14 protein-coding genes are annotated in these 14,645 nt (G+C 60.1%); 8 read left to right on the top strand and 6 right to left on the bottom strand.

Going from position 1 to position 14,645, the window contains the following annotated elements; genetic code table 11:
- Positions 1–79 precede the first annotated feature (79 nt).
- On the bottom strand, positions 80–373 hold the full coding sequence (locus tag PD282_RS25920) for a hypothetical protein (protein WP_274654549.1): 294 nt from the start codon (positions 371–373) through the stop codon (positions 80–82).
- Positions 374–583: 210 nt separating this feature from the next.
- Between PD282_RS25920 and PD282_RS25915 the strand changes: the two genes are divergently transcribed.
- Together PD282_RS25915 and PD282_RS25910 are read left to right on the top strand one after the other, a co-directional pair.
- Positions 584–2,236, top strand: coding sequence for an S-layer homology domain-containing protein (locus PD282_RS25915; RefSeq protein WP_274654548.1), 1,653 nt, complete (start codon positions 584–586; stop codon positions 2,234–2,236).
- Between the two features lie 189 nt (positions 2,237–2,425).
- Positions 2,426–4,450 (top strand): GTP-binding protein, encoded by a 2,025-nt coding sequence (locus PD282_RS25910; protein ID WP_274654547.1) that lies wholly within the window; start codon positions 2,426–2,428, stop codon positions 4,448–4,450.
- Between the two features lie 383 nt (positions 4,451–4,833).
- Here the strand turns inward: PD282_RS25910 and PD282_RS25905 are convergent, their stop codons facing one another.
- Positions 4,834–5,391, bottom strand: coding sequence for a class I SAM-dependent methyltransferase (locus PD282_RS25905; RefSeq protein ID WP_274654546.1), 558 nt, complete (start codon positions 5,389–5,391; stop codon positions 4,834–4,836).
- A 194-nt stretch (positions 5,392–5,585) separates the two neighbouring features.
- Here PD282_RS25905 and PD282_RS25900 point away from each other — a divergent pair, with 194 nt between their 5' ends.
- Genes PD282_RS25900 through PD282_RS25880 form a run of 5 tightly spaced genes read left to right on the top strand, consistent with a single transcriptional unit; the run spans position 5,586 to position 9,338 of the window.
- Positions 5,586–6,314, top strand: a complete 729-nt coding sequence (locus PD282_RS25900; protein WP_274654545.1) for an amino acid ABC transporter ATP-binding protein — start codon at positions 5,586–5,588, stop codon at positions 6,312–6,314.
- A gap of 32 nt (positions 6,315–6,346) precedes the next feature.
- Entirely contained in the window at positions 6,347–7,207 is an 861-nt protein-coding gene (locus tag PD282_RS25895) for a transporter substrate-binding domain-containing protein (RefSeq protein WP_274654544.1), read from the top strand.
- Positions 7,208–7,237: 30 nt separating this feature from the next.
- Positions 7,238–7,891: an amino acid ABC transporter permease gene (locus PD282_RS25890; protein ID WP_274654543.1), complete on the top strand. Its 654-nt coding sequence runs from the start codon at positions 7,238–7,240 to the stop codon at positions 7,889–7,891.
- A gap of 13 nt (positions 7,892–7,904) precedes the next feature.
- Positions 7,905–8,555 carry an amino acid ABC transporter permease gene (locus PD282_RS25885; protein WP_274654542.1) on the top strand — a complete coding sequence of 217 codons (651 nt, stop codon included), beginning with the start codon at positions 7,905–7,907 and terminating at the stop codon, positions 8,553–8,555.
- 18 nt (positions 8,556–8,573) lie between these two features.
- Complete coding sequence (locus PD282_RS25880) at positions 8,574–9,338, top strand: sulfite exporter TauE/SafE family protein (protein WP_274654541.1); 765 nt, start codon at positions 8,574–8,576, stop codon at positions 9,336–9,338.
- On the opposite strand, the gene PD282_RS25875 is transcribed toward PD282_RS25880, so the two are convergent.
- A complete protein-coding gene (locus PD282_RS25875) occupies positions 9,335–10,630 on the bottom strand; it encodes an MFS transporter (RefSeq protein WP_274654540.1) in 1,296 nt (431 codons plus the stop codon). The genes PD282_RS25880 and PD282_RS25875 overlap by 4 nt on opposite strands.
- 205 nt (positions 10,631–10,835) lie before the next feature.
- On the opposite strand from PD282_RS25875, the gene PD282_RS25870 reads away from it, so the two are divergent.
- The gene (locus PD282_RS25870) at positions 10,836–11,597 is read left to right on the top strand and encodes a nucleotidyltransferase domain-containing protein (RefSeq protein ID WP_274654539.1); all 762 of its coding nucleotides are present in this window, start codon (positions 10,836–10,838) and stop codon (positions 11,595–11,597) included.
- 279 nt (positions 11,598–11,876) lie between these two features.
- Here PD282_RS25870 and PD282_RS25865 read toward each other — a convergent pair whose 3' ends face one another.
- The 3 genes from PD282_RS25865 to PD282_RS25855 all read right to left on the bottom strand — a co-directional run bounded on the left by PD282_RS25865 (position 11,877) and on the right by PD282_RS25855 (position 14,630).
- Positions 11,877–12,701, bottom strand: a complete 825-nt coding sequence (locus PD282_RS25865; protein WP_274654537.1) for an ABC transporter ATP-binding protein — start codon at positions 12,699–12,701, stop codon at positions 11,877–11,879.
- Between the two features lie 163 nt (positions 12,702–12,864).
- Positions 12,865–13,560, bottom strand: a complete 696-nt coding sequence (locus PD282_RS25860; RefSeq protein WP_274654535.1) for a ferric reductase-like transmembrane domain-containing protein — start codon at positions 13,558–13,560, stop codon at positions 12,865–12,867.
- Positions 13,557–14,630 carry an FAD:protein FMN transferase gene (locus tag PD282_RS25855; protein WP_274654533.1) on the bottom strand — a complete coding sequence of 358 codons (1,074 nt, stop codon included), beginning with the start codon at positions 14,628–14,630 and terminating at the stop codon, positions 13,557–13,559. Before PD282_RS25855 ends, PD282_RS25860 begins: the two co-directional genes overlap by 4 nt.
- Between the last annotated feature and the right edge of the window lie 15 nt (positions 14,631–14,645).

The raw sequence follows: 14,645 nt of genomic DNA, 5'->3' as shown, positions 1-14,645 counted from the left end.
ACTCTCGAGTGAGGAATAAAATCAACGGCAGTCTAAGGCGGGTTTCCGCAGCAGACTGCCGTTTCTTGCTTCTGTTCGTTCAATTGTTAATTAGCGATTTGAAAGCGCCTGAAATAACAAGCGTCAGACCGGCCATGTTCGTCCAGACCGCAAACTTCATCACATACACCGCCCATCCTTTTCTGCGCCAGGCAAAATCGCAGATCACGGCTGAACCTGACAGATTGGCAGCGATTTGAAGACCGGAAGATTTTCCAATGCCGGAATCGAAGAAGATTAGAATCGTATTCACGACTCCAAACAGAACGAATAAAGCGAGATATAGCTTGAATATCTTTTCCTTTTTTCGATATTCATGCGTTAACAGGTACATAGATACCTCAATAAATAGATTTTATAACCAAAATAACAGATCGAAAGAGTCAGGACGAGTGGAAATTATTTTCAGTCGTTGCCAACGGCATTCCGCTTTTCCAAAATACTTCTGGATTACCAATAGAAAATACATATGCGGTTTTTGCCTGCGATGCTATATTATTCATGCGTTCCAAGTCAACATCTTTGAGAGGGGTATACGAAAGGAATGGGGAATCGCAAGCCGCTTTATCGTATTCGATGGGCCGTGGGGAGTGTGCTGGCCATGCTGCTGGTGCTGACGGGCTGTGTATCGAATGCGCCGATTTTATCGGAAGCATTATCGAAGGGAACGGAGGTCACCGCTTACGAGTCGAAAAGCCTGCTGACCGTCGATACCAATTTGCCCGTTCAGGACGAGCAGACGAAACGGGTGCTGCAGACGCTGAAAAGCGGCGTCATCATCATGGAGCAGCAAAAGGATCTTCAACACGCGCATGCCGAGGTTACTTTGAAGGGCCCGGGCCCGATTCTGGAAACGGGACTGTGGCCGGGCACGAAGGCTCCTGCGCTGGATTTGTATCTACAAGGAAACGATATATTCGCGAAGACGTCGGCCGACAACAAGTTCCTCGGTATTCATAATGACTCGGCGGCGTCTCCGGACGAAATGTCGGAGCAGCTGAAAACGCTCGTGGAGCAGCTGATCAAGCAAAATCCGCTTACGCTCCGCCATGTCGATATTGTGGGCAGTGAAACGGTCGATCTGCCGGACGGCAGCAGCGAGCCGGCCACGCATGTCCGCATCAGCATGGATTTTAAAGAGATGGTGGACGCGGTAACGGTATTCCTGGAGAAGCTGAGTCAAACGCCCGATCTGGACCGGCAGCTGACGGACATCCTGGGCGAAACGGTTCCGCCCGAAGCGCTGGAGCCCGGTGCCGGCCTCAATGAGGAACTGGCGAAGCTGGTCGAAGAACTGAAGACGGTGAACGTCGAAGAGTTAAAATCGACCGGCTGGGACGTGGATTTGGCACTCGATGTCTGGATCAATGCCGATAAACGCATCGACCAATTCGATGCGGCGGTCGGCGTTAAGATTCCCGCAAGCCTGGTGTCGGAAGCGGGGCTGAGCGCTCCGCAAGGCCTGACATTCGTCGATTTCAATGTGAAGCTTCACCGCCAGACCTGGAACGTGAACCAAACGATTACCTATCCGGTTCCTCCGGCCGATCAGGTGATTACGACCGAGCAGCTGGAAGAGGATCCCTCGCTTGCGGCGGAATTCGGGGAAGCAAGCGTAATCGGTCCGATCGCGTCCATGATGACAATGCCGCCGGAAGAACCATTTGCGGATCTGTCCGAAGAACACTGGGCCTATGAGCCGGTCTCGGCATTGCGAAGCACCGGTATCGTGACCGGATACGAGAACAACGAGTTCCGGCCGAATCAAGCGGTTACGCGATCGGAATATATCGCGATGACGGTGAAAGCGTTAGGGCTGGAATCGGACGGCAAAGAGCTTGAGTTCGCGGATCGCAGCGACATTCCGGCGTGGTCGGAGGCATATTGGCAGGCGGCGGTCGAAGCCGGAATCGTCAAGGGCTATGCGGATGGCACGCTGAAGCCGAACCGGAAGGTAACGCGTTCGGAAATGACCGCGATTTTTGTGCGGGGCATGCAGGAGCCGCTGCAGAATGACAACCCGTTAAGCTTTAAAGACAGCAGCAGAATTCCGTCTTGGGCCGTTCCTTACGTCAAAACGGCAGCGGCCAAAGGACTTATTCACGGAACCCCGGATAACCGCTTTGCGCCGCAGCAATATGCGAGCCGGGCGGAAGTGGCGTCGCTCCTGTATAATTTCATGTTTGGGGAAATGTAAATTTCTTGGCGGGAAGCCTGTGCAGCGGCACGGGCTTTCTTTTTTTCGCCGGACGTGCGGGAAGGGCTGGAGCGGATTGCCGGTTTTCACCGATGCCGAACGCCTTTTATGTTGCCGCGATGGGCCGCCTCGGGTAAGCTAGAGCTACCGGATTTGACGTTGTGACGAAAAAAGGAGACGTACGGGCAAATGAAAGGGCAAACGAACCTGCGCAATGTCGGCATTTTCGCTCATGTCGATGCGGGCAAAACGACGACAACCGAACATATGCTCTACTTGAGCGGCCTGACCCGCTCGCTCGGCAGCGTCGACACCGGCACGGCGCAGACGGATTGGCTGGATGTCGAACGGGAGCGGGGCATTTCCGTCCGCGCGGCGGTAACCCGGCTGACGTGGAAGGATACGCCGATCAACCTGGTCGATACGCCGGGACATGTCGATTTCCTGTCCGAGGTGGAGCGCTCGCTGCGCGTCATGGACGGGGCGGTGCTCGTCGTGTCGGCCGTCGAGGGCGTGCAGTCGCAGACCGAGGTGATTTGGCAGGCGCTCCGGGAGCTCGGCATCCCGACCATCCTCTATGTGAATAAAATGGACCGGATCGGGGCGGACGCGAGCGCCTTGCTCGGGCAGCTTCACCGCTTCCTGTCGCCCGGAGCGGTTCCGATTGAGGCTCCGGAAGGCGCGGAAGGGGCGTTCGTTGGCGCGGTCAGTCTGCTGGGCGGCGGCGAAGAGCCGGGTTCAGCCGGAACGCCGGACGCGCTTGATGAGCTGCCCGAATGGGCGGAGCCGTACCGGCTGCGGCTGATGGAAGCCGTCGCGGAGCTTGACGACGAGCTGATGATGAAATATCTAGACGAAGGGCCGCTTTCGGCACGGGACATGCTGCCGGTGCTCGTCCGCTGCGCGCGCAAGGGCGAGCTGTTCCCGGTGCTGTTCGGGGCGTCGGGCAAAGGCATCGGCGTGCGCGCGCTGCTCGATGCGATCGTGCGTTATTTGCCGTCCCCCGGCGGCTCGGAGGAAAAGCCGGCAGCCGGCGTTATTTTCAAGATCGAGAAGGACCCGGCGATGGGCCGGATTGCTTATGTACGCCTGTACGAAGGCGTTATCCAAAACCGCGATACGGTCGTGAACGTCACGCGTGAGCTGCAGGAGAAAGTGACGCAAATCCGCCGCCTGCAGGGGCAGAAGACGGAGGACATCGGCGTGCTGCGGGCGGGCGACATCGCCGCCGTCTACGGCTGGAACCGCGCGCGCATCGGCGACATCGTCGGCTCGCCGGAGGGCGTGCCGGGCGAGAAGCGGCTTGCCGTGCCGCTGCTTACGGTGCAGGCGAAATGGCGCAATGAGGCGGAATATCCCGCCGTCGTCGCGGCGTTTCAGGAGCTGGCGGACGAGGATCCGCTGCTCGACCTGCAGTGGCTGCAGGAGGAACGGGAGCTGCACCTCAAGGTGATGGGGCCGATCCAGATCGAGGTGCTGACGCACCTGCTGAGGAGCCGGTTCGGCCTCGAGGTGGAATTCGGCGCGCCAACCGTTATTTATAAAGAGACGCCTGCGTCTGCAGGGGAAGGCTATGTCGCGTACCTGGCGCCGAAGCCGTGCTGGGCGATTTTGCGTTTTCGGATTGAGCCGGGCGAGCGGGGGAGCGGACTGCGCTACGAATCGGTTGCGAATCGCGAGCGGCTGCTCGAGAGCTACCAGAACGAGGTGGCGCGGCGCGCGCCGGAGGCGCTGCAGCAGGGCCTGCGCGGTTGGGAGGTGACCGATCTCAAGGTGACGCTGCTTGAAGGCGAGCATCATATCTGGCATACGCACCCGCTCGATTTTGTCGTGGCGACGCCGATGGGCATCATGAACGGGCTCGCTAACGTCGGCACGAAGCTGCTCGAGCCGATTTTGCGCTTCCGCTTGTCCGTTCCCGAGGAATTCGGCGGGAAGCTGATGAACGAGCTGGTCGTCATGCGCGGCGAGTTCGATACGCCGGTCGTCCGCCGGGAGCGGATGGAGCTCGAAGGGCTGCTGCCCGTCGCGACCTCGCTCGATTTTCCGGCACGGCTCGGTTCGCTGACGAAAGGGCGCGGCACGCTATCGACGTTTTTCCACGGCTACCGCGAAAGCCCGCCGGACGTAACCGCCGAGCGTCCCCGCCGAGGTGTGAATCCGCTGGACGAGGCGAAATACATTCTGGCCGTGCGCAATGCGCTCACGCAGTAGCGCCGGCGGACGATACTTGAGAAAGCGAGACGGGATATTGTTGCCGCGCCGTTAATCTTACGCACCCAGGAGGGCAAACAGGTCCATTATGCATATATGACCCTATCCAGGGTCATATCCTGCAGGGTTTCGTGGAGCGCCGTGGGAAGCAAGGGGATTAACGAGCAGCAAATGGAATACAAAAGCTCTACATCGGCTGGATGTAGAGCTTTTTGTGATTTTGCTGAGGCATGTTAATTATTTTTGGGGGAAATCAATGTACTTTGCTGCATTAGAAGACGATCGTTTTTTCCAAGTAACAGCAGCTCCAATTGCTTCGGAAAATGAACCGTAGGTTACATAAAAGTCTGCGAGAGTAAACTCCATCTATCTTAATGCTCCGATTATCTGGAGGGCTTGCGGGCATCGGCGATGAGCGATACGAAGCCGAGCCTGCCGTCCCGGTTGCGGTGGTCGAACCTTTTGGACCGGTAGATGAAGCCTTCCGTTTCATCCCACTCGGCCGCGTGAAAACGGCCTTCTTCATCGCAATATTCAAGCAGCTCCGCCTCAAGTCCGGCCGCCTCGAACATGGCCGTGAGCGTTTTCCGCGTATGCACGATTTGATGCGTTGCGGCGGGGTGATCGGCCGGGCCCGGGCCGCCGATCCGCACCAGCTTCTGATACGCCTCGTCCGGAAAATTTCCGTCCGGCACCGCGCACCGGATATACCCGCCCGGCTTTAAAAATTCGGCGCACAACGCTGCGGCCCTCACGCCTTCGTCATAAGTCAGATGCTCCCATACGTGCTCGGCCAGGATCGCATCGATCGAGCCGGGCGCGAATGTCCGCTCCCAATCGGCCCTTCGCAGCAGGCCGAGCTCATCTTCCTCCGTGTGCAGCCACCCCGGATTGTTGCAAATCCCGCCGGCTCCGATGACCACTCTGAGCGGTTGACTCATCCTATCCGTCACGTCCTTCCTTTTCTTTTGATCTTATTATAAATCCTTTAGGCCGCATAAGGCATGGCTTTCATGATGGTTCGAAACGCCTGACACTACGGCATGTAGGGAACGTTATTCTGCGAAACAGGCCGCTTGCATATCTATGGATAAATAAAGTGAGCAAGCAGCCGATGCGCGGAAGGAGGGAACCTATGATTACGTTTCGGCGGGTAAACAAGCATTTCGGTCGTTTCCACGCATTAAAGGACATCGATCTGACGATCGGCCGGGGAGAAGTAGCCGTAATTGTCGGCCCGTCCGGATCGGGCAAAAGCACGCTGCTCCGCTGCATCAACGGCCTCGAGCCGATAACGGACGGCGAGCTGACCGTCAACGGCAAGCGTGTCAACGGCAAAGGGACCGATCTCAATCAGCTGCGCAGCGAGATCGGCATGGTTTTTCAGCATTTCAATCTGTATCCGCACAGGACCGTCCTCGAAAATATTATTCTGGCGCCGATGAAGGTGCGCGGCATACCAGCCGCAGAAGCCCGGGAATCCGCACGAATCTATCTGCAGAAAGTAGGCATTTCCGAGAAGGCGGACGCCTATCCTTCGCAATTGTCGGGTGGGCAGCAGCAGCGGGTGGCCATTGCCCGCGGGCTGGCGATGAAGCCGCAGATCATGCTGTTCGACGAGCCGACGTCCGCGCTCGACCCGGAAATGATCGGCGAGGTGCTGGGCGTCATGAAGACGCTCGCCGGCGAAGGGATGACGATGGTCGTCGTCACGCACGAGATGGGCTTCGCCCGCGAGGTCGGCGACCGCGTCGTCTTCATGGACGAAGGGCGGATCGTCGAGGAAGCGCCTCCTGAGCAATTTTTCGCGCATCCGCGGGCGGAACGGGCGCAGCTGTTTTTGAGCCGTTTGCTTCAGCATTAACCGATAAAAATCAAGGAAACGAGGGGATCGGAATGAGAAACCGGAAAAAATTTTTCGCCGCCGGGCTGGTAGGGCTGGCGCTCATGCTGGTTACCGCGGCCTGCGGCGGCGGCAGCGGCAAAACGACCGGAAGCGGAGAACCCGCCGGCGGGGAAAGCGAGGCGGTTTCCGATGCTTCGGTTGTCGATACGATCAAGGAGCGGGGCAAGCTGATCGCCGGCGTCAAATTCGACACGAAGCTGTTCGGGCTGAAGGACACGGGATCGGGCCAGGTCGAAGGGTTCGATATCGATATCGCCAAAGCGATCGCCAAGAAGCTGCTTGGCGACGAAACGAAGCTCGAGCTGAAGGAAGTGACGTCGAAGACACGTATTCCGATGCTCAATAACGGCGAGATCGACCTGATTGTCGCGACGATGACGGTGACGGAGGAGCGCAAAAAGGAAGTCGATTTCTCAGACGTGTATTTCAAGGCCGGGCAGTCTCTGCTCGTCAAGAAAAGCAGCCCGATCCGCAGCCTGGACGACGTGACGAAGGATACGCAGGTGCTCGGCGTCAAAGGGTCGACCTCGATCAAAAACATCGAGGACCGCGTGGAAGGGCTGCGCGTGAAGCAGTACGAAAATTACCAGGAGGCGTTCACTGCGCTTCGCGCCGGGCAGGGGGAGGTGTTGACGACCGACAACGCCATCCTGTACGGCATGGCGCAGCAGGATCCGAATTTCGAAGTGGTTGGCGGCACCTTCACCGACGAGCCGTACGGCATCGCCGTGAAGAAAGGGGAAGCCGGGCTCGTCCAGCAGATCAACGAGGTGTTAAACGAACTGAAGTCGAGCGGCGAGTACGACAAAATCTATGAAAAATGGATCGGAGAAAAACCGGCGGCCGCATAATCCGTCGGCGGAAGGAAAGGAGGAGCGCGAATGATCGACATTTCCATTTTGACCGAGCATCTGGACTTATACCTGGAAGGCGTCCGCCACACGGTTCTCGCCAGTCTGCTCGCGCTCGCCGGGAGCTTCGCCATCGGCACGGTCATCGCCGTGATGCGCATCGCGCCGTTCCGGGCGCTGAATGCGGCCGGGACGGTGTATGTGGAGTTTTTTCGCAACGTTCCGCTGCTGCTGGTGGTATACTTGTTTTATCTGGGGCTTCCGGCGCTCGGTCTGGTGCTGAACGAATTCGTGTCCGGGACGCTCGGCCTGATGGTCTATACCTCCTCTTATATCGCGGAGGCGATCCGGGCGGGCATTCTGTCCGTTTCGCGCGGACAGATGGAGGCGGCGCGCTCCTCCGGGCTCACGTACAACCAGGCGATGCGTTACGTGGTGCTGCCGCAGGCGGTCAAGATCGTCGTGCCGCCGGTGACGAACCAGTTTTTGAACCTGGTGAAAAACTCGTCGATTCTCGGCGTGATCGCGGGACTCGACCTGATGTATTTCGGCGATCTCATCAACTCGGAAACGTACGATACGATCAGCACGTACGCCTTCGTCGCTTTATTCTATCTTGTGCTCACGATTCCGCTCAGCTTCGCGTCCCGCATGCTCGAACGCCGGCTGGCGCGAAGCGGGTAAGGGGGCGGGAGACATGGATTTCGGGGCGGCTTATTCGGCGGACAATCTCGCTTTTTTGCTTGAGGGCTTCGGCGTGACGCTGCGGCTCGCGTTTCTGGCCATCGTGTTCAGTTTCCTGGCCGGGTGCCTAATCGGCGCGCTCCGTTACGCGCGCATTCCCGTACTGTCCGCGCTGCTTGGCGCTGCGGTCGAGCTGGTGCGGAACCTGCCGCTCCTGCTGCTTATTTTCTTCGCCCGCTTCGGCCTGCCCGAGCTCGGTATCGCGCTGCCGCCGTTCTGGGCGGCGATTACCGCACTCACCGTCTTCGAAGCGGCGATGATTGCCGAAATCGTGCGCAGCGGACTCGGCTCGGTCGAGAAAGGGCTGACGGAAGCGGCACGAGCCTCCGGCCTGTCGTATATGCAGACGCTGCGCCACATCGTCCTGCCGATCGGCCTGCGGCGCATGGTGCCTCCGATCGTGAGCCAGTTCATTTCGCTGCTGAAGGATACGTCCCTGACGGTGATGATCTCGCTCGGCGAAATGATGCATCACGCCAACATTATTATGGGGCAGGGTCCGAAGATCGTGTTCCCGATTCTGATTCTGGCCGCCGGTTTATATTTTGCTGTCAATTACGGGCTTTCGCTGGCCGCGCGCCGGCTCGAAGCCCGGCAGACGTAGCGGACGCGAGGGAAACGAATGGAAGGTTTAACGCTAGATCTGATATTGCTGGTTGCGCTTGGCGGATTCGCCGCCGCGTTCGTCGATGCGGTTGTCGGCGGAGGCGGGCTGATCTCGGTGCCCGTCCTGCTGATGGCCGGCCTGCCGCCGCACCTGGCGCTCGGCACGAACAAGCTGGCGGGGACGATGTCTTCGCTGACCAGCACGCTTTCTTTTCTGAAATCCGGCCACGTCGAGCTGAAGCTGGCCGGCCGGCTGCTCCCGCTCACGCTGCTCGGAGCGGGAGCGGGCACTTATGCGCTGCAGCACATTCCGTCCGGCTTCCTGAAGCCGCTCGTCATTGTGCTGCTGCTTGCCGTTACCGTCTATACGCTGCTGCGCAAAAGCTGGGGAAACGTGCGGACCTACCGGGCGCTGACCCGGCGGTCCGGTCTGTGGATGGCTGCCGCCGCCCTGCTGCTCGGCGGCTACGACGGCTTTTTCGGCCCGGGAACGGGATCGTTCCTGCTGTTCGCGTTCCTGCTGCTCGGCTTCGATTTCGTATCCGCCGCAGGCAACGCGAAGGTGCTTAATTTCGGCAGCAACGCCGCGAGCCTGGCGGTTTTCCTGCTGCTTGGCGGGGTGGACTACCGGCTCGGGCTGATCATGGGCGCCGCCATGGTGCTCGGTTCTCTGATCGGCTCGCAGGTGGCGATCCGAAAGGGCGCCCGTTACGTGCGTCCGCTGTTTGTCGCGATGACGCTGCTGCTCGTCGGCAAACAGCTGTGGGATCTGATCGTCTAGCGGAACCTCTCGACGGTTCTTGACGCGCGGCCAGCCTGCTTGGGCACGGTTCCGGCCGATGCCTTTACCGCCACGGGATCTTTCACCTTAAGCCGGACCCACAGCATATTCAGCAAATAGAGCATGCTTGTAATTCCCAGCATCCAGCGGATGCCGAGCGCGGCCGAACCGAATCCGCCGAGCAGGGGCCCGGCGAACGAGCCGAGAAAGGTCGCGCTGGACGTCAGCCCGAATACCTGGCCTCGCTGGTGCGCCGGCGTCAGCCGTCCGACAAGCGCGTTCGCCGTCGGCAGGATGCCTCCGATGAACAGCCCCAGCCCGAAGCGCGACGCGATAAACACCCAGATGTTGGGCGCCAGCGCCTGCGGCAAATAAAAAAGCCCCGCGCCCGTCATGCAGATCGTGAGCACACGCCGGTAGCCGAGCTGATCGCTGCGTTTGCCGAGAAAAGGCGACGCGATGAGATCGGCGAGGCCCGTTACGGAGAACGCGACGCCCGCGATCGTCCCCAAAAGTCCGGTCGTTCCGCTCATCAATTCCTTCATGAATACCGGCAGCACCGGCTGCACGCTCATGACCGAGAACTGGGTAATGAACAGCACGAGAAACATCGTATGGACGGATTTCAGCTCCTTCACGGCGCGGAACTGCCCGGCCAGCGACATTTTGCGTTTGCCGGCAGCTTGTTTCCCCGGAAATTCCTCCTTCACGAAAATGAGCGTTACCAGGAAGGCCGCGACCGCAAACAAGGACGTCAAATAAAAAACGGCCCTGTAGCTGTGGACCGTATCCGCCAGGAATCCGCCGACGAGCGGGCCGGCCAGCGATCCGACCATCCCCGCCGATTGGGTCCAGCCGAGCGCGAAGCCGAGCTTTTCTTCCGGAATGGCCGTGCTGACGAGGGCGATTGCCGCTGCGGAGAAGCCGCTGAACGCGCCCTGCATCGCGCGCAGTCCGAGCAGCTCCCACGTATTTTGCGAGAATCCGACCAGCACATTGAAGAAGGCGATGGCAATGGTCGAGCGGAGCACCATCATTTTGCGCCCGGTCCGGTCGGACAGCGAGCCCCAGATCGGCGACACCAGCGCCGCAAAAAGCGGAGTCGAGCACTGGATGACGCCTGACCAAATGTCGACTTTGTTCATATCGTGCACGCCAAGCTGTTCGATGTACAGGGCCAGGAACGGCGAAGCGCTGGTAAAGGCCAGCATCATAATTCCTTGCACGGCGGACATCACGATCAGCATCGTTTTCCAGGACGACGACTTTTTCTCCATCGTTTTCTCGCTCATGATTCCACTCCCCGTTTTGTTCGGTCCCTCCATTTTACCATAGATTGCTTAACACGATTGACCGTAAGGTAATGAAAAAACGGTGAAACTGCCGGCGGTGAGCATCGAACCTTTCGCGGGTGGGGAACCGGGTGAAAACGATTTAAACCGAACGTTACCCGCAGCCGGGACGGCAGTTCCGGTAAAATAAAACCGGGGTGATGAGATGGAATATTCGACGGATGACGCGTTTATCGCTTATATTGCAAACCGTCTGGCCTCCGTTTCGGGCGTCCGGGCGGTTGCGCTCGGCGGTTCGAGGGCTACGGGGGAGCACCGTTCCGGCAGCGATTACGATTTCGCTGTTTATTACCGCGGGACATTCGAGCCGGATGGCATTCGCCGGCTGGGCTGGCCCGGCACGGTCTTCGGGACGGGAGAATGGGGCGGCGGCGTCATGAACGGCGGGGCCTGGCTGACGGCGGACGGCCGGCGCGTCGATGTGCATTACCGCGACCTTGACGAAGTCGAGCGCCATCTTCAGGCAGCGGAAAAGGGGCGATTTCAGGTGGAACGGCTGCCTTTCTACCTGGCGGGCATTCCGACATACGTCGTCGCTGCGGAGCTGGCGCTCGGGCGGACGCTGACCGGCTCGCTGCCGAAGCCGGAATATCCCGAATTGCTTCGCGAGGAAGCGTGCAGGTTCTGGCATGATTCGGCCTTGCTGCATCTCTCCTACGCGGAGGAAGCTTATGCGGCTAACGGCGATCCGGTCGGCACGGCAGGCACGTTGGCAAGGGCGATTATCGAAGAATCGCATGCCCGGCTGGCGGCCCGCGGAGAGTGGGTGTTGAACGAAAAGCGCATCGCCGCTCGCGCGGGGCTCGGCCATCTGGCCGCGAAGTTTATCGATTTGTCGCGCGATCCGTCGAAGCTGATAGCCGCCGTACGGGATGTGCGCGAACAATTTACGGCTTGCCCCGACTAGCGGTCAGGCAAAAAAGACGATCCCTATTCCAAGCTTGGCGCAGAAGAGCGCTTCGGCACGGAATGGGGATCGTTTTTTTCGATCTAGGAATGGATTATAGCTTGCTCCCAGAGGACGGCGTCAGCCGTTTCCTTTTGTGAGGAAAGGAACGGTGTATTCTTTCAGCCGGTCTTGCATGCGGTACGGCCAGTACCGGTTTATTTGCGTTTGGCCGTTTCCGCGGTTCGGCAGTACCGATTTATTTGCGGTTGGCTGTCTCCACAGTTCGGCAGTACCGATTTATACGCGATTGGCCGTCTCCGCGGGGCGGGCGATCCGGACGTAGCAGCGGCCGTCGTGGCGTTCGGCGGCAACCGGCGAGTCGAAGAATGCGCTCAGCGTATCGCCGGTCAGCATCTCCTCCGTTCGGCCCTGCCGGAACACTTCGCCTCTGCGCAGCAGCAGCGCATGCGTGAATACGGGCAGGATCTCCTCCGTATGATGCGTGACATAGATCAGCGTCGGCGCATCGGCCTGCTCCGCCAGAGCTGAGATGCTGTCCAGCAGCCTCTCGCGCGAGAACAGGTCGAGCCCGTTGCAAGGCTCGTCCAGGATAAGCAGCCGCGGATCCGCCATCAGCGCGCGGGCGATGAGCAGCTTCTGCTTCTCGCCCTGCGAGCAGGTCCGGTATTCGCGGTCCCACAGATGAGCGCAGCCGAGCGTCCGCATCAGCTCCTCCGCCCGGGCGAAATCCCGTTCGTCCGGGCGGTCGTACAAGCCGATCGTCGCATGCTTGCCGCTGATGACGACGTGCTGCGCTTTATCGGTGCCGTACAGCTTCTCCTGCAGGGAGGAGCTGACCCAGCCGATCAGCTGGCGCAGCTGCCGGAGATCGACCTCGCCGAAGGTGCGGCCAAGCACGCTGACCGTCCCCGATGTCGGCCAAATATAACCGGTCATGATGTTGAGCAGCGTCGTTTTGCCGGAACCGTTCAGCCCGAGCAGCGCCCAATGCTCGCCCGGGCGGATCGTCCATTCGACGTCCTGCAGCAGCTGCTTGCCGTCCCGGTTCCACGATACCCCGCTGAGCCGGACGGCGGTATCCGTCGCATTCATTTCATTCATCGTTATTCGACCTCTTTCGCATGATCCCGCTGCCGCACCGCGGTCACGGCGCCGATACGAGCACCGGCGCAAGGCTCCGCGGCATCCCGGCAAACGGTATATCCGTCTATTTTAACCGATAACGGGAAGGTTGTCGCCGGGGCAAAGATAGTGGCGGGCCGGATTAACCTCGCGGCGGGGCATGCCGCGTATCGCGAAACCGCTCGCTGCGTCTGCTCGCATTGCCGGGCGAGACGAGCTCGGGCTCCGGCTGCCCGGGCCGAGAAGGCTGCGTGACGGGCGTGTTCCGCGAAAGCGGAGCCTGCCTGGACACCCGCATCCCGCCAGCCGGCCCGAACGCCGAGCGGAGAAGCGACATCAGGACGACCAGCACGATAGATGCCAGATACAGGAGGCGAATGCCGGGGAAACGGCTGTCCGTTCCCATAAAGAAGCCGTGTATGGCCGCCATCGCGAAGATCGGGTAGGACAGCAGGTGGAAAGCGAGCCATACTCTGCGCTTCAGCAGGTTCCGCAGGTCTGTCGTCAGAATGACAAGCAGCATCGCATAGCCGCACAGCGTGCCGAGCCCGCTAAGCACCGGATCGTAATGGGCGGTAAAAGGGACGAGCAGCTCGCGCCAGGTATACGGAACGTAGGTGTCGATAACGGTAACGGCGCCGTGCAAGAGACCCAGTGCCGTGCCTGAAATCGTGGCGAAGGAATGGATTTTGTACAGCACCGTTTTCATTTTCCGGGGCCATAACGGCAATCCGTAAGCAATGCCGAGCGCAACGCCGAGCGTCAGCAGGATATAGGAGACGATGCCGGTGACGCGAATGATTTGCCAAGTGGGCAGGTTGACGAGGAACGAAATCAACGGCAGTCACCTCCAACATGTCGGGATTCGGCGGAATTGCGCTTGACCGGGAGAAGCCGGACGTCCGGAATGTTCAGCCACCTGCGTTCCGGCGATGAAAGTTTCCCGTACAGCAGCACGCGCCGGTCCGCCGTAAAAAGCAGCGCCTCGCAGCCGGGGTCCGCCTTCTCCGCAAAGAGAGAGAGCCCTCTTGTGGCTCCGGCGATGCAGATCGTTTTGGCCCAAATTTCGCATTCCACCGCATAGCGGCCCGCGACCGTGCACTGCACGATATCGCTGTCGCTTGGCGACAAGGAAACGGGGTCAATCAGGTGATGCTTCGGGCCGTGCGGCGACATCCAGCGCCGTCCGAGCGTGCCGGAGGTCGCGGCGGCCCCACTGTGCAGCAGGAGCAGACCGGCGTCGGCTTCCATCGTCCACGGATGCTCGATCGCGATGCGCCAAGGTCCCGCTCCGTCCGCCGGATCCCCCCAGGCGGCGAGATCGCCGCCTGCATTCACGAGACCCCGGCCGATGCCGCGGCGGTTCCGGTAATAGGCGGCGAGCCGCTGAGCGGACCAGCTTTTCACGATGCCGCCGAGATCGATCGGGGCATGCGGCGGCAGCCGCAGCGATCCGATGACCGGATCGATTTCCATCCGCAGCCGCCGGCCGGCCTGCTGCGGTCCGCTCTCCGTCCGGACGGGCGGCGCATCGGCGGACGGGCGGAGTTTGACGATATCGAACGTTTCGTCGTACCCGGCTTCAAGCAGCGCATCCAGCACGAACGGGTCGAACAGCCCTTCCGTTATTTCCGTATATTCGTGCGCGAGCTGCAGCACGTCCGTCATCGCGGCGGAAATCATGCAGCGCTCTCCGGCCAGACGGTTCAAATGGCTGAGCTCGCTGTCCGGGCGGAAACGGCTGAACCGCCGTTCGGCCGTTCCAAACCAATCCCGCGCCAGCAGCTCCAGTTCCCCGCGCTGGGAAGCCGGGCACTGCAGCGCGCATTCGACCGACGTGTTCATCGCTTTAAACCGAAATGCATGCAGCGGCTCCTCTCCGGGAGCGGATGCGGTGTGCGGTTCCATTTTATATGCACCTCT

The sequence above is a fragment of the Paenibacillus humicola genome (assembly GCF_028826105.1).
Lineage (GTDB): Bacteria > Bacillota > Bacilli > Paenibacillales > Paenibacillaceae > Paenibacillus_Z > Paenibacillus_Z humicola.
The sequence above is the reverse complement of the archived record's forward strand: the minus strand, read 5'-3'. Positions and strand labels throughout refer to the sequence as shown.

What these genes read in the sequence shown, in the direction of transcription:
- PD282_RS25920 (WP_274654549.1), bottom strand. Translation starts at nt 373, where the DNA reads ATGTACCTGTTAACGCATGAATATCGAAAAAAGGAAAAGATATTCAAG.
- PD282_RS25915 (WP_274654548.1), top strand. Translation starts at nt 584, where the DNA reads ATGGGGAATCGCAAGCCGCTTTATCGTATTCGATGGGCCGTGGGGAGT.
- PD282_RS25910 (WP_274654547.1), top strand. Translation starts at nt 2,426, where the DNA reads ATGAAAGGGCAAACGAACCTGCGCAATGTCGGCATTTTCGCTCATGTC.
- PD282_RS25905 (WP_274654546.1), bottom strand. Translation starts at nt 5,391, where the DNA reads ATGAGTCAACCGCTCAGAGTGGTCATCGGAGCCGGCGGGATTTGCAAC.
- PD282_RS25900 (WP_274654545.1), top strand. Translation starts at nt 5,586, where the DNA reads ATGATTACGTTTCGGCGGGTAAACAAGCATTTCGGTCGTTTCCACGCA.
- PD282_RS25895 (WP_274654544.1), top strand. Translation starts at nt 6,347, where the DNA reads ATGAGAAACCGGAAAAAATTTTTCGCCGCCGGGCTGGTAGGGCTGGCG.
- PD282_RS25890 (WP_274654543.1), top strand. Translation starts at nt 7,238, where the DNA reads ATGATCGACATTTCCATTTTGACCGAGCATCTGGACTTATACCTGGAA.
- PD282_RS25885 (WP_274654542.1), top strand. Translation starts at nt 7,905, where the DNA reads ATGGATTTCGGGGCGGCTTATTCGGCGGACAATCTCGCTTTTTTGCTT.
- PD282_RS25880 (WP_274654541.1), top strand. Translation starts at nt 8,574, where the DNA reads ATGGAAGGTTTAACGCTAGATCTGATATTGCTGGTTGCGCTTGGCGGA.
- PD282_RS25875 (WP_274654540.1), bottom strand. Translation starts at nt 10,630, where the DNA reads ATGAGCGAGAAAACGATGGAGAAAAAGTCGTCGTCCTGGAAAACGATG.
- PD282_RS25870 (WP_274654539.1), top strand. Translation starts at nt 10,836, where the DNA reads ATGGAATATTCGACGGATGACGCGTTTATCGCTTATATTGCAAACCGT.
- PD282_RS25865 (WP_274654537.1), bottom strand. Translation starts at nt 12,701, where the DNA reads ATGAATGAAATGAATGCGACGGATACCGCCGTCCGGCTCAGCGGGGTA.
- PD282_RS25855 (WP_274654533.1), bottom strand. Translation starts at nt 14,630, where the DNA reads ATGGAACCGCACACCGCATCCGCTCCCGGAGAGGAGCCGCTGCATGCA.